This window comes from Burkholderia sp. Bmkn7 (genome assembly GCF_041103175.1).
Taxonomy (GTDB): domain Bacteria; phylum Pseudomonadota; class Gammaproteobacteria; order Burkholderiales; family Burkholderiaceae; genus Burkholderia; species Burkholderia cepacia.
This window is the reverse complement of the sequence record NZ_JBGCUH010000002.1, coordinates 2097141-2110943: the sequence shown is the minus strand read 5'-3', so window position 1 is coordinate 2110943 and position 13803 is coordinate 2097141. Positions and strand designations below refer to the sequence as shown.

Here is a 13803-nt window from a genome sequence, read left to right as displayed (position 1 = left end):
GGGATAGCGGCGAAGCAGGGACGAATCAGAATCGTTCGACGTGATAGTCGCCCGCCAGCGCGGCCGGGCTGCGTGACGACATCATCCGCGAGAAGCCGTCGGCGAGCCGACCGAGCGCCAGCTGCTTCTGGCTCGCATCCCAGTGCGTATAGGTGTCGTACGCGGCATCGTCGAACGACACGGTGACGGCAACCGGGCGCCCGCTGGCGCGAAAGCCGATCTGCAGCACGCCGCCCGGCAGTTCCTCGATGTGATAGCGCAGCGAACGCGATTCGAAATAGCGGCCCAGCACCTGAGCGATCGCGCGCTTGTCTGGCGATTGCACGTGAATGTCCATGACGGTCCTCCTTTTCAAGGTTCGCGCGGCCGGTCGCGGCGCACCGCTTCCGCCCGGCATCCGCATCGGCGGCGGGTTCGACGGCGGGTCGCCCTGCGGCAGCCCGTCAGGCACCGGCGGGTCGACCGGATCGTCGTGTCCGGGCGGCGGCGGGTCCGGGTCGACGTCGGGAGTCGTCGGCTCGGGGCGGTGCAGCATGGATGGTGTCTTCATGTCGCTCCTGCGCGGCGGCGTGCGCATTTCGATGGCGCGGCGAGCGCGCAAGCAGCATGCCTGCTGTCGCGCCGCGCCCGTCGGCGGCTTCGCTCAGTCGTCGTAGGCCGCCATCACCAGCCACATCGTGCGTCCCTCCGCGGTCAGTCGCACCGCGAGCGCGTACGGGTCGGACGGCGCGCATTGCCCGACGAGCGCCCGCTGCGCGCGCGCCGGGCTGTCGTAGACGGTACGGTTCAGTTCGCGCACCTCGTCCTTGCCGTCGAACATGCGCCGCTCGGGCCGGTAGACCAGCGATTCGCGTTTCCACGTGTCGAAGCGCTCGCGCACGTGACCGAAATCGCTGCCGCATACGTTCGCGTCGTAACGTATCCTTTCCCTGGATGCATCCATCACGTTGTCCTCTCGTTCCTGCCGACGGCGCGTGCCGCGTGGCCGCATCCCGTCCGCCGCCCCCGGCGCGCAAGCGCCGTACCGCCGATGCATGACGGGCACGGCGCTTGCGCCTTCAATCGTCATCAAGGAGGTTCGACCATGACCGTTCACGCCCCCGGCCGCCACCACGCCGTGCCACCGGCTGCCGGACTGCTCTGGCTCGCCACGTCGCGCCCGCCGTCGAAAGACAAGACGGAGGAGCGCATCGACGAGGGACTCGAGGAGACGTTTCCGGCCAGCGACCCGCCCGCCGTTGGCGGCGCGACCCGTATCGACCCTGCCAGGCCGTCCGGCGAGCACGAACGCCGCGCGCCGCACGTTCCTTCCCCGCCCCGCGATCACGGCTGACGGCGGCACCCGGCTCGCGCTGCGCGGCGGCGCAGCGGCGCGCCGGAGCAATCCGGAGTTGATCTGATGAAACGCCTTGAACGCAGATGGCATGAAATCAGCGGCGCCGCCGGCGTCGCGGCGCTGGCGGCAATCGAAAGCGCAGTGGTGCTCGCGATCGTCGCGATGACGGGCATCGGCCACTGACACCCTGTACGGCCCGTTCGCGGCTTGCGCCGTGGAAGATGTACAAGCGGGCTGGCAAATTTCTCCGTCGCAGGGCCGTCGAGGCCCGGAGTGTGCCCCGGCGTGTGCCCTGGCGTGTGAGTTACGCGCGCGGCACGCCATCTGCTTGCACATCGTCCCGCTCACGAAGGAGGCTTCATGTATCGCGTCACCGAGATCATGTCGCGCGACGTGGTGTGCGTCGCGCCGACCGACACGATTCGCCACGCGGCCGAGCTGATGCGGCGCTTCGATATCGGCGTACTGCCCGTTTGCGACGGCGACGAACTCGTCGCGATCGTGACCGACCGCGACCTTGCGGTGCGCGGGCTGTCGCACGGCCATTCGTTCGATACGCCGGTGCAGGCGGTTGCGTCCATGCCCGTGCAATGGTGCGTCGAGGACGACGGTGTCGGCGACGTCCAGCAGCGGATGGCCGACGTGCAGCTGCATCGATTGCCAGTGCTCGACCGTCACCGGCGGCTGGTCGGCATGGTGTCGCTCGGCGACATCGCGACGCGCGCGGGCGGCCCCGAGCGCGACGAACTGGCCAATACGCTCGAGGACGTGTCGCTGCCGCGCCGACGCTGACCGGCGCCGTTCATATCGGCGACCCGCCCGGGTGCCGCTTCGACCAGGAGGTGTTCGATGACAACCGACAGACCGTCGCGCGACGACACGCGCATCGTCGGCAACGACCGCCGCACGGCCGGCGGCGGGCCGGGGCCCGACGTGATGGCCGCCCGCACGCTCGAAGGCGATCGCGTGCTGACGATGGACGGCGACGACATCGGCCAGATCGACGACATCATGCTCGACGTGCGTTCCGGCCGCATCGCGTACGCGGTCGTTTCGTCACGCGGCGAGCCGGGGATCGGCGACAAGCTGCTCGCAGTGCCGTGGAACGTACTCGTGCTCGACGTCGAGCGCCAATGCTTCGTGCTGCCCGTGGCCACCGAACGGGTGCGCGAAGCCCCCGGCTTCGACAGGAATCGCTGGCCGGCAATGGCCGATCCGGACTGGGCCGAGGCACTGCACGCGTACTACGGCAGTTCGCCGTACTGGCTCATCGAGGAAGGCGAAACGGCGCTCGACTCGCCGCCGTACGAGGCGTCGCCGGAAGGTCCGGAAGGTACGAAAGGCGGCAAGCGGTAACGCGATCGCCGGTCACGCCGGTCAGTGCGCGGCCGCCACCGTCCGTTCGAGTTGCCGGGCGGCCGCCAGATGCGCGTTGAGCATCGGCAGCGTGTTGGCCGCGAACGCGCGAAGCTGCGGATCGCGGCCGTTCCGTGCCTCCGCTTCGTAGAGACGGATCGCCGCTTCATGCGCGCGCGGGCCCGCCAGCGCGACATAGGCCGTGTCGAACGCGCGCCCTTCCCTGGTTCTCAATGCCGTGACGGCCGGATCGACGAGCATCCGCGACTGCACCGGCAGGCCCTTGGCCGCCCCGAGTTGCTGCAATTCGCCGGCGATCCGTCGATGATCGTCGACCATCCGGCGCGCGAACGCCTTCACGTCCGGGTTCGACGAGCGGTCGAGCGCGAGCTGGCTGGCCTGCCGCTCCACCTTGCCGATCATGCCGGCCTTGTCGACGAACTCGGCATCGATACCGGTCGGCCGCTGCGTCATGCCGGCCTCGTCGGCCGTCGTGCCGGGGCGGATCACGCCGGGCCCGACCTGCGCCGACGAAGCGGGCGACGCCTGGGCCGGCGGAAACGCGGCGGCCAGCAGGCCGACGGCGGCGGCCAGCACGGTCGCCGTCGGCCGGCGGGTTCGGTTCGCTTTCATCGCGACCTCCGTGTGTCTCGACGGAACGCGCCGGTCGCGCGGGTTCCCGTCACGCCGGGGGCCGCTCCGCGCAGTGTTGCGCCTGCCCGAGCGTCGAAAAACGGCCGGCAATGATGGTGTCCATGTCGATCCCTCCTGCCCGGCAAAGTACCGGGTCGGGCCGCGCGCACGCGGCGCGCGACCGGCCCGGTGCTTTGCCGGTGCGTCACGTTGCTTCCGGCAGATCTGCCGCCTGTCGAGTACGCCGCTCACGCCGCCGACGTCGTGCACGACGCAGACCGCGATCGCGCGCCGCCGTTCGTTGGATACGCTGCCCGTCAGTTCGGCCACACGATGGCGAACCTGCACGTCGATAGCGCCGGATGCCCCGGCTACCTGCCGCTACCGGTCATGCGGGTTCCGATCGTGCCCGGCGTCCGGCGCGACATCGGCGATCACGCTCGCCAGCGTCGGCATGTCCACCGGCTTGCACAGATACGCGTCGAAGCCAGCGGCCATCACGCGGTGCCGGTCGGCGTTGCCGGCGTGCGCCGTGACCGCGACGACGGGCAGACGCCCGCTGCCACCCGGCAAATGACGGATGCGGTCGAGCAGCCAGAAACCGTCGCCGTCCGCCATCGCGAGATCCGACAGCATGACGTTCGGCGCATCCTGTTCCACCACTTCGAGTGCGTCGTGCCCCGATTGCGCGGTCGACACCTGCGCGCCCATCGTTTCGAGTGCCGCGGCGAGGCTCGCGCGCGAGGTCGCGTCGTCGTCGACGACGAGCACGCGCCGGCCGTCGAGCGCCACCGTATCCGGCGTGCCGGCCGCGTGCAGCAGGTCCTCGGCAGGATCGTCGGCATCCCACCGGGCCGGCAGCGTGACCGTGACGGTCGTCCCGCGCCCGGTGCCCGCGCTCGTCGCGACGACCTCGCCGCCGTGCAGTTGCGCGATGTTGCGCACGATCGACAGGCCGAGCCCGAGGCCGCGCCTCGGCGATGCGAATGCGCGTTCGGGCCGGCTGAACGTCTCGAACAGGTGTGGCAGGTATTCCGGCGCAATGCCCTGGCCCGTGTCGGCGACCGACAGCCGCACGCGCTCGCCGGCCCGGGTCAGCGACACGACGACGCGGCCGCCGGACGGCGTGAACTTGATCGCGTTCGACAGCAGGTTCGACAGGATCTGGCGCACGCGCTCGCGATCCGCCGGAATCACGCAGGTCGCCATTTCGTATTTCGTCGACAGGTCGAGCCCGTTCGCCTGCGCCGTCGCGTCGAGTTCCCGCATGGCATCGCGCACGATCCGCACGAGATCGACCGGCACGCGCTCGAGGCGCAATCGGCCCGTCGCCAGCGACGACGCGTCGAGCAGGTCGGCCACCATGTGCGACAGCGATCGCGCGCTGCGGTCGATCGCGTCGACCGCCTGTTGCGCGAGCCCTTCGCCGTCGACGTTGCGCAGGACCTCGACCCAGCCGTAGATCACGTTCAGCGGCGTACGCAGTTCGTGCGACACCGTGGCGAGCAGTTCGTCCTTCAGCCGGTTCGACGCGTCCGCCTGTGCGCGTGCGTCGCGTGCGCCGCGCAGCGAGCGCATGTTGCGCCGCTCGCCGCGACGCCGTTCGTGCGCGTCGCGCAGCGTCATCGACAGCCCCGTGCAATCGCCCCGCGCATCGACGATCGGCGACGCGGCGAAAGTCGCGCGAAAGCGGCCGCCGTCGCGTCGCACGCACAGCACGTCGAGCGGACCGACCGGCGCACGCAGCGTCGCGAACGATCCGGGCAGCGGATGCCGCCGCAACCAGCGCGGCGCGATCAGTTCGGCGACGTCGAGCCCGATGGCCTGCGCCGCATCGATGCCGAAGATCCGTCGCGCGGCCGGGTTCCAGTTCGTGATCCGGTGTGCGGTATCGACGCCGACGATCGCGTCGGGCGACGCGTCGACCACCCGGCGCAGCAGGACGTCGTCGGGTACGGGCACGCGCGCGGCCGGCGAAGGCTCGCCATGCGGCTCGCGGGCACCGGCGTCGCCATCGTCATGGATTTCGCGGAGACGATCGCTCGCGAGCAGCGGCTTCACGGCCATCACGAGCACGCACTCGACGAAGCTGATCGCGACGAACGCGCCGGCTTGCTCGAGCAGCGTGGCCAGCGGCGCATTGCGCCACCAGAGCGCGCAGATCACGGCCACACTCGCGGCGGCCGCGACCAGGCCGCCGCCGAACGACGCCAGCCATGCGACGGCCGCAACGCCTGCATAGAAAGGCAGCGGCGCAAATGGCGCGTGCTCGCCGACGACGCGAACCGTCCACGCCTGCAGCGCGGACGCCAGCCCGACGGCCAGCACGACCCATGCACCCTGCCGTAACAGCTCACGGGTCAGGGTCCTCATTGCATCCTTGCCTCGCGCCGGCTCCCGTCGCACGGCGTCATGCCGCTTGTCGACCGACCTGCCGTCGAGCGTGCCGGGCGAGCCTGATGGCACCCGCAAGCGACATGCCCGATGCGTGTTTCAGGCGCCCGGCCGGCGCCAGCCGGCCTGGCTGCTCCTAAGGCCGCGGCCGGTCGGGCTCCGGCTGGTATAGGGGTACGCATCGGCACAAGGCGTCGCGACCGTCTTTTTCATCGGAGCGCTGTAAAAAAGCACCGATGTGCCCCTGGATCCCGGAAGTGCCGCGATTCGTGCCGTAAATCGATGGCCTGTTTCTTCCGCCCCCGCTACCCACATTGGAAATTTCTATTCCGAGGCACCTTCGTGGTCGTTTCGCTGTCGATGATAAATATTGCAATCAACGGAACGGGTGATGCCGATTTTCAAAACGACCCGCTAATGCCGATGGGAGATACCGCAAACCGTTCGAAGCAGCGTGCAGACGGCCGCCGTTTGTCGGGCCGCTCGTCCGCGATGCGCACGCTGCTCGGCCGCATCGAAAAAATTGCGCCGACCCGCGCCAGCGTGATGATTGCCGGCGAAAGCGGGGTCGGCAAGGATATCGTCGCGCGCCGGCTGCACGATCTCAGTGCCCGGCGGGACGGCCCGTTCGTGCCCGTGAACTGCGGCGCGATTCCGCCCGATATCGCGGAATCGCAATTGTTCGGGCACGAAAAGGGCAGCTTTACCGGCGCGATCGCACAGCGGGAGGGTTTCTTCGAAGCCGCGCGCGGCGGCACGCTGCTGCTCGACGAGATCGCGGAAATGCCCGCGTCGCTGCAGGTGAAGCTGCTGCGGGCGCTCGAATCGAATGCGATCGTCCGGGTAGGCGGCACCGAGCCGATTCCGCTCGACGTGCGCATCGTGTCGGCCACGCGCCACAACCCGGCCGAAGCCGTGCGCGACGGCCGGCTGCGCGAGGACCTGTTCTATCGCCTCGCCGCGTTCGCGCTGTACGTGCCGCCGCTGCGCCAGCGCGACAGCGACGTCGAGACGATCGCGCTGGAGTTCGTCGACACGCTCAACGCACGGCACCACGCGCACAAGCGGCTGACCGACGCGGCGATCGCAGCACTGCGCGCGTATTCGTGGCCCGGCAACGTCCGCGAGCTGCACAACACGATCGAGCGCGCGTACATCCTGTCGGACGAAGGCATCGACGTCACGCTGCCGAAGCCGGCGGTGCCGCCCGAGCGTCTGTCGGAGGACACGATGGCGTTGCCGCTCGGCGCGACGCTGCACCATGCGCAGCAGCGCTTCATCGCGGCGACGCTGCGCCACTTCGACGGCAACAAGCCGCGCGCCGCGAAAGCACTCGGCATCAGCCTGAAAACGCTCTACAACCGGCTCGCGCTGATGCGCGACAACGGCCGCTCCTGAGCGGCGCGGCCGTATCGCCCGCGCACCGCATGCCGCGGCTGCGCGTGGCGCAACATGATTACGCGACCTTGAACCGCCCGACCGTGGTCGCGAGCGCGTTCGCCTGCGACTGCAGCGCGGTCGCGGCGGCGGTCGACTGTTCGACGAGCGCCGCGTTCTGCTGCACCATTTCGTCGAGCTGCGTCACGGCGCGATTCACTTCCTGGATGCCGCGCGTCTGCTCGTTCGCCGCGTGCGTGATCTCCGAGATGATCGTCGTCACGTTCGCCACGTTGGAGACGATCTCGCGCATCGTATCGCCGGCCTGACGCACCTGTCCGGACCCGGCCGACACGCTCGCGACCGTCGATTCGACCAGCACCTTCACTTCGCGTGCGGCCTGCGCGCTGCGCTGCGCGAGGCTGCGCACTTCCTGGGCGACCACCGCGAAGCCGCGGCCCTGCTCGCCCGCGCGTGCCGCTTCGACGGCCGCGTTCAGCGCGAGGATGTTGGTCTGGAACGCGATCCCGTCGATCACGCCGATGATGTCGCCGATCCGGCCCGACGCTTCCTCGATCTTCTCCATCGTCGCGACGACGTCCGACACGACCACACCGCCGTGCGACGCGATCCGCGACGCAGCTGCCGCGCGTTCGTCGGCCTGGCCGGCGGCCGCCGCCGACTGGCCGACGGTCGCGGTGATCTCTTCCATCGACGCGGCCGTTTCCTCGAGGCTCGCCGCCGCCGATTCCGTGCGCGACGACAGATCCTGGTTGCCCGCCGCGATCTCGTTCGCGGCCGTGCGCACCGATTCGCTCGCATCGCGGATCTCGCGCATCACGTCGTTCAGCTTGTCGACGAAGCTGTTGAACGAGCGTGCGATGTCGGCTACTTCGTCACGGCCGTCGGCCGGCAGGCGCTGCGTCAGGTCGCCGGCGCCCGAGCCGATCGCGGCCATCGCCTGGCGCACTTGCGACAGGCGGCGGAACGCGGTCGCGGTGATCGCGCCGATGATCAGCGACGCGACGCCGACGATCACGAGCAGCGTGATCAGCGAAGCGGTCAGCAGCGAGCGCATCCCGGCCGTCGCCTCGTTCTTGTCGAGCAGCACCAGCGCGTACCAGTCGGTGCCCGGCACGGGGCGCGCGCGCACCAGCTTCGCGTCGCCGCCGACGCTCACCTCGACCGGCGCCGTCGCGGCCGCGATCGTCGCGCCGTTCGTCGCGCCGAGTTCGGGCGACACGTCGGCGACCGGCTTCAGCGTGAGCTTCGGGTCCGGGTGCGCGACCACGTGGCCGCTGCTGTCGATCAACATCCCGAAGCTCGCGGGCGTCGGGTGGATCGACTTGACGTTCGCGATCACGGTGTCCATCGCGACGTCGGCGGCGACGACGCCCTTCAGCGTACCGTCGCGCAGGATCGGCACCGCGAACGTGACGACGAGGTTGCCCGTGCCGGCATCGACGTAAGGCGGCGTGACGACCGGCTTGCCGGCCTGCGCGGCCTGCTTGTACCACGGGCGGCCGGTCGGATCGTAGTCGGGCGGGATACCGGTCGGGTCGGAGAAGTGGAACGCCTTGTCGGCGTAGCCCGCATAGACGTTCGTGAAGCCGCCGGCCGTGGCCATCTGCTTGAACACCGGCAGCGGATCGGGCGTCAGCGCGGCATCCTGCAGCGACGCGATCATCCGGCTCCGGGTGGCGACCCAGTCGGCGATCCCGACCACGTGTCCGCTTGCGACGGAGGTCAGGTTGCGGTCGATCGCGTCGTCGTTGTACGAGCGCGCGATGAAGTAGTTGATGAGCGTGGTGGCGACGAGCGCGAATACGACGATGGCGACGCACGCGGCGAGGATGCGGGCGCGGATGGACGAGAACATGGCAACGACTCGGTAAGGGAGCGCGAACGCCCGGTGGACGAATTCACCGGGTAAACGGCAATCGCGCCGCTTACTTGAGGCTGCTGTGACAATTCCGTGAAACGTCTGATGAAACGTAATGCCGATCGTCAGCGGATTGTCGGCGAATCGTCGGGATGAGTGCGCCGTCCTGCGCCGCACGCGTACGCCGCCGGGACGCGACGACGGCACCTGTGAGCGTGGGCAGGAGGCGTCGAAAAGGAGGTTGAGACAGGCCGGTGCTCGGTCGACGGATGCATGCGTGTCGATTGGAGCCCGGCCGTGGCGCGGCGACGGATCGCGCCGCGCCCGCGCCACCAGTCGCGGCGCGCGTCCGTTACAGGCGGTGGCCCGGACGGGGATCGGCTTCCGCGGGCGGCCCGTCGGCCCGCGTGTCGTTGGCGAGTTCGTCCTGCCTGCGCATCCGTTCGCGCAGGTGCCGGATCGCGAACACGTGGATGTAATCGTGCACCCGCGCGTCGGACGACAATGCGCGCACTTCGTCGTCGAGCATCGCACGCAACTGATCCGCGCCGATCGCGCGCTGCCTGGCGGCTTCCTTGAGTGAATCGAGCAAATTGTCCTTGGACATCGACGGACTCCTGACAGTCGAGGAACGAAAAGAGGAAGGTACTGGAAGCTTAAAGACTGAACGGCCGCACGGCGTGCGATGCGCCGGCGCGTGCTTGCGCGCGATCAACGGCACGTTGCGTGCCGCCGTGCCGATTCGTCCCCGAACCGGCCGCGCAAGATTCGCGGCGCAAACGGCCCGCGAACGAAACTGGAAACCTGCCACGCCACCCCGGGGCGCGGCACCGGCGGCGGGCGAACGATGGGACGCTGCTCCACGCCGATGCATTGGCAAACTTAGACCGGCCGAAATCATGCGTCAAGCGCGCTCCGCCACGCACCTGCCATTCGTCGGAACGAACGGGCCGGATCGTCGCCCGGACGACCGATCCGGCGCCCCGCGTGTCAGCGGATTCCGATACGCGCCGCGCAATCCCTGACAGCGACTTCAGCGCACGCTGCTTGGCAGGGTACTGGCGCCCCACGATACTGGTGACATGGACGAAACGTTCATACAGGTCATCGCTCAGCCGGCCGTCGAGCCGGCATGCGGGGCCTGGCGCAGGAGACCAACCATGGCACATCGCAACTTACCGGGCCGGGACGGCCAACGGCGCGCGTCGGGCAACACGCGCGCCCAGGCCGCCCGGGCCGTGCCGACCGGCAACCGTCCGTCGAGCAACACACGCGCCCTGCCCGCCCAGGCCGTGCCGACCGGCAACCGTCCGTCGGACGATATCGACACCTTGCTTGCGCTTGCTCGCGAAGCCGGATTGCTCGTCACGCTCGACGGGCAGATCGGCCGAGAGAAGTACCAGAGCGTCGCGGGCTCGGTTCTCGCGCTGCAACGGTTCGCCGCGGCACTGTGCGCACGGGCCGCACCCGACGCGCCGGCCGCGGTCGAGGCACGCCGCAAGGCGCGCCCCGGCTGGCCCCATGCAAACCGCCTGCGCAACCGTACATGCGGCATATGCGCGCCGCTGCACATTGCGCGCCAGCGCCCGCGCGTTCGCCGCGGCGCAGGCCGGCGACACGACTTGCGGTCGATGCTTCGCACCGGCTGAGCGGGCAAGCGGCCGGCACGGCACGGGGCCGTGGAATGGCTGCTCACCGCGCAACGTCGGCAGCGCCTGCCGCACGCCGTGCCTTTACGACGACGGCGCGGCAACGGTGAGCCTGCCGCGACCTTGCCGTTCCGCATCGGCGCCACCGCGCGCCGTCACGCATCACCACGCGCCGTTCCACACGGTCGCAATGACAACGATTCCTGCGGGGAATGCACTTCAGACGGGGCCAACGACAACACCAATGCGGAAAGCGGGCGGGGTGACTTGCACCCCGCCCGTCCTCCAAGGCAGCCGACGGCTGCCTACCCTCGTGCCAGAGAGTTCTCGGCCGGATGACGCGCCGTGCATCGCACGTCGCGGCTCCGGAAAATGATGTGACGCCTGTGAACGCACCGTCGATCACGGCCTTCGACGCTCGCGCGGCTGCGCGGTGCATGCACGACAGACCGGCCGCGTGGCCGGTTGTTCCGTCAATGTCTCACGCGATACTTGCGCCATTTCTGATGCAGATCAAACCAGGCCGGTTTCGATCTCGACGCCGCGCGATTTACTCGGTACCGCGCACGAGCAGCACGGGCACCTGGGCGAGATGCGCCACGCGACGCGCGACGCTGCCGATCAGCCAGGCGGCGATGCCGCGCCGGCCGTGCGTGCCGACCACCAGCAGTTCGGCACGCCAGTGCACGGCGTCGCGCATCAGTGCGTGGGCCACGTCGTCGCTGGTCGGGCGGGTTTCGACGATACTGCGCTTGGTCGGGTTCCCTGTCGCATGGAACAGCGGGCCGATCTTCGCGAGTGCATCCTCGCCCTCCGCGCGATAGGCATCTTCGAGCGCGCGCACCGGCACGATATCCGTCAGACGAACCGCGCGATCGATCACGTATGCCGCGTACAGCAACGTTGTCGGCGTCGCGAAGCCGAGCCCGACGCGCACTGCGTGCAGCGACGGCTCGCTGCCGTCGACCGCGAACATCAGCCGCTGCAGGCCGCCATTCGACGGCAGCGCATAGGCGGCCGGCACGATCAGCAGCGCGCAGCGCGCGCGTGTCGTCAGCGTGTCCGACATCGCGCCTTCGACGAGCCGCAGCAGCCCGTGATGCGGATTCGCGCCGACTATCAGCACGTCCGCGCGCCATTCCGACGTGTCGTTCACCAGTGCATCGGCCACCGAGCCGCCCGTCACCGACGTATCGACGATGGCCTGCTCGACCTCGATCCCGCTATCGGCGAACAGCGCGGCGATCCGCTCGTTGACGGCTTGCGCTTCGCGCATCATGTCCTCGCGCGCGGACGTCAGCAGCGCGTCGATGCGCGGGATGTCGGGCAATACGAGGCGGGGGTTGTCGATTGCGCAGACGATGCGCAATCGCATGCCGGGACGCAGCAGCGTGCGCGCATAGCGTGCGGCGGACAGCGATTCGGGCGTCGGATCGACGGCCAGCGCGATCCGCGCAAGCGTCGGGATGGGCTGGGCAGGCTGCATGGCGAAGGCCTCCGTGCGTGCGCGTCGTCGCGGAACGACGACGGGAGCTTCGCGCGGAAGCGGCGCGCGGCGGCCGGATGGCCGCCACGGTCGCGGGGATCGGCGGGTTGCCACGCGAAGCGCGGACAATCGATGCGTTCAGCATAGAACGTCCGGCCCGCGCGCGCATGATCGCGATCAAGGGTCGCGCGGGCCCCTGCCCGCGCCGCTTACGACTTCGTCGGCACCGATGCCGCCGGACGGTTCGCGTAGAACAGCGCATACGCGATGCCGAGCAGCACGATCCACACCGGCCCGATCACGAGCGCGACGCGCGTGTCGGGCGTGAACGCCATCAGCACGACGACCAGCACGAGAAAACCCAGTGCGACGAACGAACCGAGCGGATAGAACGGCACGCGGATCGGCAGGCGCGCGATCCTGTCGGCCGACAGCGTGCGGCGAAAGCGCATCTGTGCGATCAGGATCACGCACCACGTCCAGATCGCGCCGAACGTCGACACCGACGTGAGCCACGTGAACACGTGCTGCGGCGCGAGATAGTTGAGCAGCACGCCGATCAGCAGCAGCGCGACCGAGACGATCACGCCGTACACCGGCACGCCGTTGCGGTTGACCTTGCCGAGCTTGCCCGGTGCCTGGCCTTGCTGCGCGAGGTTGTAGAGCATCCGCGCGGTGCTGAACAGGCCGCTGTTGCACGACGACAGCGCCGCGGTCAGCACGACGAAGTTGATGATGCCGGCGGCAGCCGGGATGCCGAGCCGCGAGAACGTCATCACGAACGGGCTGCCCTGCGTGCCGATCTGGTCCCACGGATAGAGCGACATGATCACGAACAGCGCGCCGATGTAGAAAATCAGCACGCGCCAGAACACCGAGTTCACGGCCTTCGTCAGCGACTTCTCCGGGTTGCGCGCCTCGCCTGCCGTGAGACCGAGCATCTCGACGCCCAGATACGCGAACATCACGATCGGCAGCGCGGCGATCACGCCGTTGATGCCGTTCGGCATGAAACCGCCGTGCGACCACAGGTTCGACAGGCCGATCGCGACACCGCCGTTGCCGATGCCGAACGCGATCATCAACCCGCCACCGATGATCATCAGCACGATCGTGACGATCTTGATCAGCGCGAACCAGAACTCGAATTCACCGTACAGCTTGACCGCGATGAAGTTCACCGAGCCCATCGCCATGAGCGCCGCGAGCGCCCAGATCCAGTTCGGCACGGAGGGGAACCACATGTGCATGTAGACGCCGACCGCGGTGATTTCCGCCATGCAGGTGACGATCCACACGAACCAGTAGGTCCAGCCGGTCAGATAGCCGGCCAGCGGCCCGAGGTAGTCGCGCGCGTAGCGGCTGAACGCGCCGGCGACGGGATTGGCGATCGCCATCTCGCCGAGTGCGCGCATGATCAGGAAAATCGCGATGCCGCCCAGCAGGTAGGTCAGCAGGATGGCCGGGCCGGCGACGCGGATCGCGGTGGCCGAGCCGAGGAACAGGCCGACGCCGATCGTCGCGCCGAGCGCCATCAGGTTGATGTGCCGCTCTTCCAGCCCACGGTGCAACTGGTCTTCTGGTTGTTTCAAGTCCGTCTCCTGGCAGCCGTGAACGGGCCGCCGTCATTGTCGATATCAATGCGCGACCGTTCATGCCGAACCCGGCATGCCGAAAACGAAATAATCTC

13 protein-coding genes are annotated in these 13803 nt (G+C 69.0%); 5 read left to right on the top strand and 8 right to left on the bottom strand.

Annotation, left to right across the window (positions count from 1 at the left end; all coding sequences use genetic code 11):
- Positions 1-25: 25 nt before the first annotated feature.
- Entirely contained in the window at positions 26-337 is a 312-nt protein-coding gene (locus tag AB3K92_RS15390) for a hypothetical protein (protein ID WP_042977308.1), read from the bottom strand.
- A 306-nt stretch (positions 338-643) separates the two neighbouring features.
- Positions 644-943 carry a hypothetical protein gene (locus tag AB3K92_RS15385; protein ID WP_369465363.1) on the bottom strand — a complete coding sequence of 100 codons (300 nt, stop codon included), beginning with the start codon at positions 941-943 and terminating at the stop codon, positions 644-646.
- A 141-nt stretch (positions 944-1084) separates the two neighbouring features.
- On the opposite strand from AB3K92_RS15385, the gene AB3K92_RS15380 reads away from it, so the two are divergent.
- The 3 genes from AB3K92_RS15380 (at position 1085) to AB3K92_RS15370 (ending at position 2692) form a co-directional block, all read left to right on the top strand.
- Positions 1085-1333, top strand: a complete 249-nt coding sequence (locus AB3K92_RS15380) for a hypothetical protein (RefSeq protein WP_021162008.1) — start codon at positions 1085-1087, stop codon at positions 1331-1333.
- 363 nt (positions 1334-1696) lie between these two features.
- A complete protein-coding gene (locus AB3K92_RS15375; protein ID WP_021162006.1) occupies positions 1697-2128 on the top strand; it encodes a CBS domain-containing protein in 432 nt (143 codons plus the stop codon).
- 57 nt (positions 2129-2185) lie between these two features.
- The gene (locus tag AB3K92_RS15370) at positions 2186-2692 is read left to right on the top strand and encodes a PRC-barrel domain-containing protein (protein ID WP_059492251.1); all 507 of its coding nucleotides are present in this window, start codon (positions 2186-2188) and stop codon (positions 2690-2692) included.
- 21 nt (positions 2693-2713) lie between these two features.
- Here the strand turns inward: AB3K92_RS15370 and AB3K92_RS15365 are convergent, their stop codons facing one another.
- On the bottom strand, positions 2714-3325 hold the full coding sequence (locus AB3K92_RS15365; protein WP_060232759.1) for a DUF4142 domain-containing protein: 612 nt from the start codon (positions 3323-3325) through the stop codon (positions 2714-2716).
- Between the two features lie 381 nt (positions 3326-3706).
- Positions 3707-5698 (bottom strand): ATP-binding protein, encoded by a 1992-nt coding sequence (locus tag AB3K92_RS15360; protein ID WP_369465362.1) that lies wholly within the window; start codon positions 5696-5698, stop codon positions 3707-3709.
- A gap of 381 nt (positions 5699-6079) precedes the next feature.
- Here AB3K92_RS15360 and AB3K92_RS15355 point away from each other — a divergent pair, with 381 nt between their 5' ends.
- On the top strand, positions 6080-7117 hold the full coding sequence (locus AB3K92_RS15355; RefSeq protein WP_048023164.1) for a sigma-54-dependent Fis family transcriptional regulator: 1038 nt from the start codon (positions 6080-6082) through the stop codon (positions 7115-7117).
- 58 nt (positions 7118-7175) lie between these two features.
- Here the strand turns inward: AB3K92_RS15355 and AB3K92_RS15350 are convergent, their stop codons facing one another.
- Entirely contained in the window at positions 7176-8975 is a 1800-nt protein-coding gene (locus tag AB3K92_RS15350; protein WP_021162001.1) for a methyl-accepting chemotaxis protein, read from the bottom strand.
- Positions 8976-9330: 355 nt separating this feature from the next.
- Positions 9331-9585: a DUF3562 domain-containing protein gene (locus AB3K92_RS15345; protein WP_048023016.1), complete on the bottom strand. Its 255-nt coding sequence runs from the start codon at positions 9583-9585 to the stop codon at positions 9331-9333.
- 553 nt (positions 9586-10138) lie between these two features.
- Here AB3K92_RS15345 and AB3K92_RS15340 point away from each other — a divergent pair.
- On the top strand, positions 10139-10627 hold the full coding sequence (locus AB3K92_RS15340; protein ID WP_369465793.1) for a hypothetical protein: 489 nt from the start codon (positions 10139-10141) through the stop codon (positions 10625-10627).
- 550 nt (positions 10628-11177) lie between these two features.
- On the opposite strand, the gene AB3K92_RS15335 is transcribed toward AB3K92_RS15340, so the two are convergent.
- Positions 11178-12113, bottom strand: a complete 936-nt coding sequence (locus AB3K92_RS15335) for a universal stress protein (RefSeq protein ID WP_021159144.1) — start codon at positions 12111-12113, stop codon at positions 11178-11180.
- Positions 12114-12322: 209 nt separating this feature from the next.
- A complete protein-coding gene (locus tag AB3K92_RS15330) occupies positions 12323-13705 on the bottom strand; it encodes an amino acid permease (protein ID WP_059492256.1) in 1383 nt (460 codons plus the stop codon).
- Positions 13706-13803 lie beyond the last annotated feature (98 nt).

Excerpts from the sequence above, each read along its gene's own strand:
- AB3K92_RS15380 (WP_021162008.1), top strand. The coding sequence starts at position 1,085 with ATGACCGTTCACGCCCCCGGCCGCCACCACGCCGTGCCACCGGCTGCC.
- AB3K92_RS15345 (WP_048023016.1), bottom strand. The coding sequence starts at position 9,585 with ATGTCCAAGGACAATTTGCTCGATTCACTCAAGGAAGCCGCCAGGCAG.
- AB3K92_RS15390 (WP_042977308.1), bottom strand. The coding sequence starts at position 337 with ATGGACATTCACGTGCAATCGCCAGACAAGCGCGCGATCGCTCAGGTG.
- AB3K92_RS15365 (WP_060232759.1), bottom strand. The coding sequence starts at position 3,325 with ATGAAAGCGAACCGAACCCGCCGGCCGACGGCGACCGTGCTGGCCGCC.
- AB3K92_RS15355 (WP_048023164.1), top strand. The coding sequence starts at position 6,080 with ATGATAAATATTGCAATCAACGGAACGGGTGATGCCGATTTTCAAAAC.
- AB3K92_RS15370 (WP_059492251.1), top strand. The coding sequence starts at position 2,186 with ATGACAACCGACAGACCGTCGCGCGACGACACGCGCATCGTCGGCAAC.
- AB3K92_RS15360 (WP_369465362.1), bottom strand. The coding sequence starts at position 5,698 with ATGAGGACCCTGACCCGTGAGCTGTTACGGCAGGGTGCATGGGTCGTG.
- AB3K92_RS15375 (WP_021162006.1), top strand. The coding sequence starts at position 1,697 with ATGTATCGCGTCACCGAGATCATGTCGCGCGACGTGGTGTGCGTCGCG.
- AB3K92_RS15335 (WP_021159144.1), bottom strand. The coding sequence starts at position 12,113 with ATGCAGCCTGCCCAGCCCATCCCGACGCTTGCGCGGATCGCGCTGGCC.
- AB3K92_RS15340 (WP_369465793.1), top strand. The coding sequence starts at position 10,139 with ATGGCACATCGCAACTTACCGGGCCGGGACGGCCAACGGCGCGCGTCG.
- AB3K92_RS15385 (WP_369465363.1), bottom strand. The coding sequence starts at position 943 with ATGGATGCATCCAGGGAAAGGATACGTTACGACGCGAACGTATGCGGC.
- AB3K92_RS15350 (WP_021162001.1), bottom strand. The coding sequence starts at position 8,975 with ATGTTCTCGTCCATCCGCGCCCGCATCCTCGCCGCGTGCGTCGCCATC.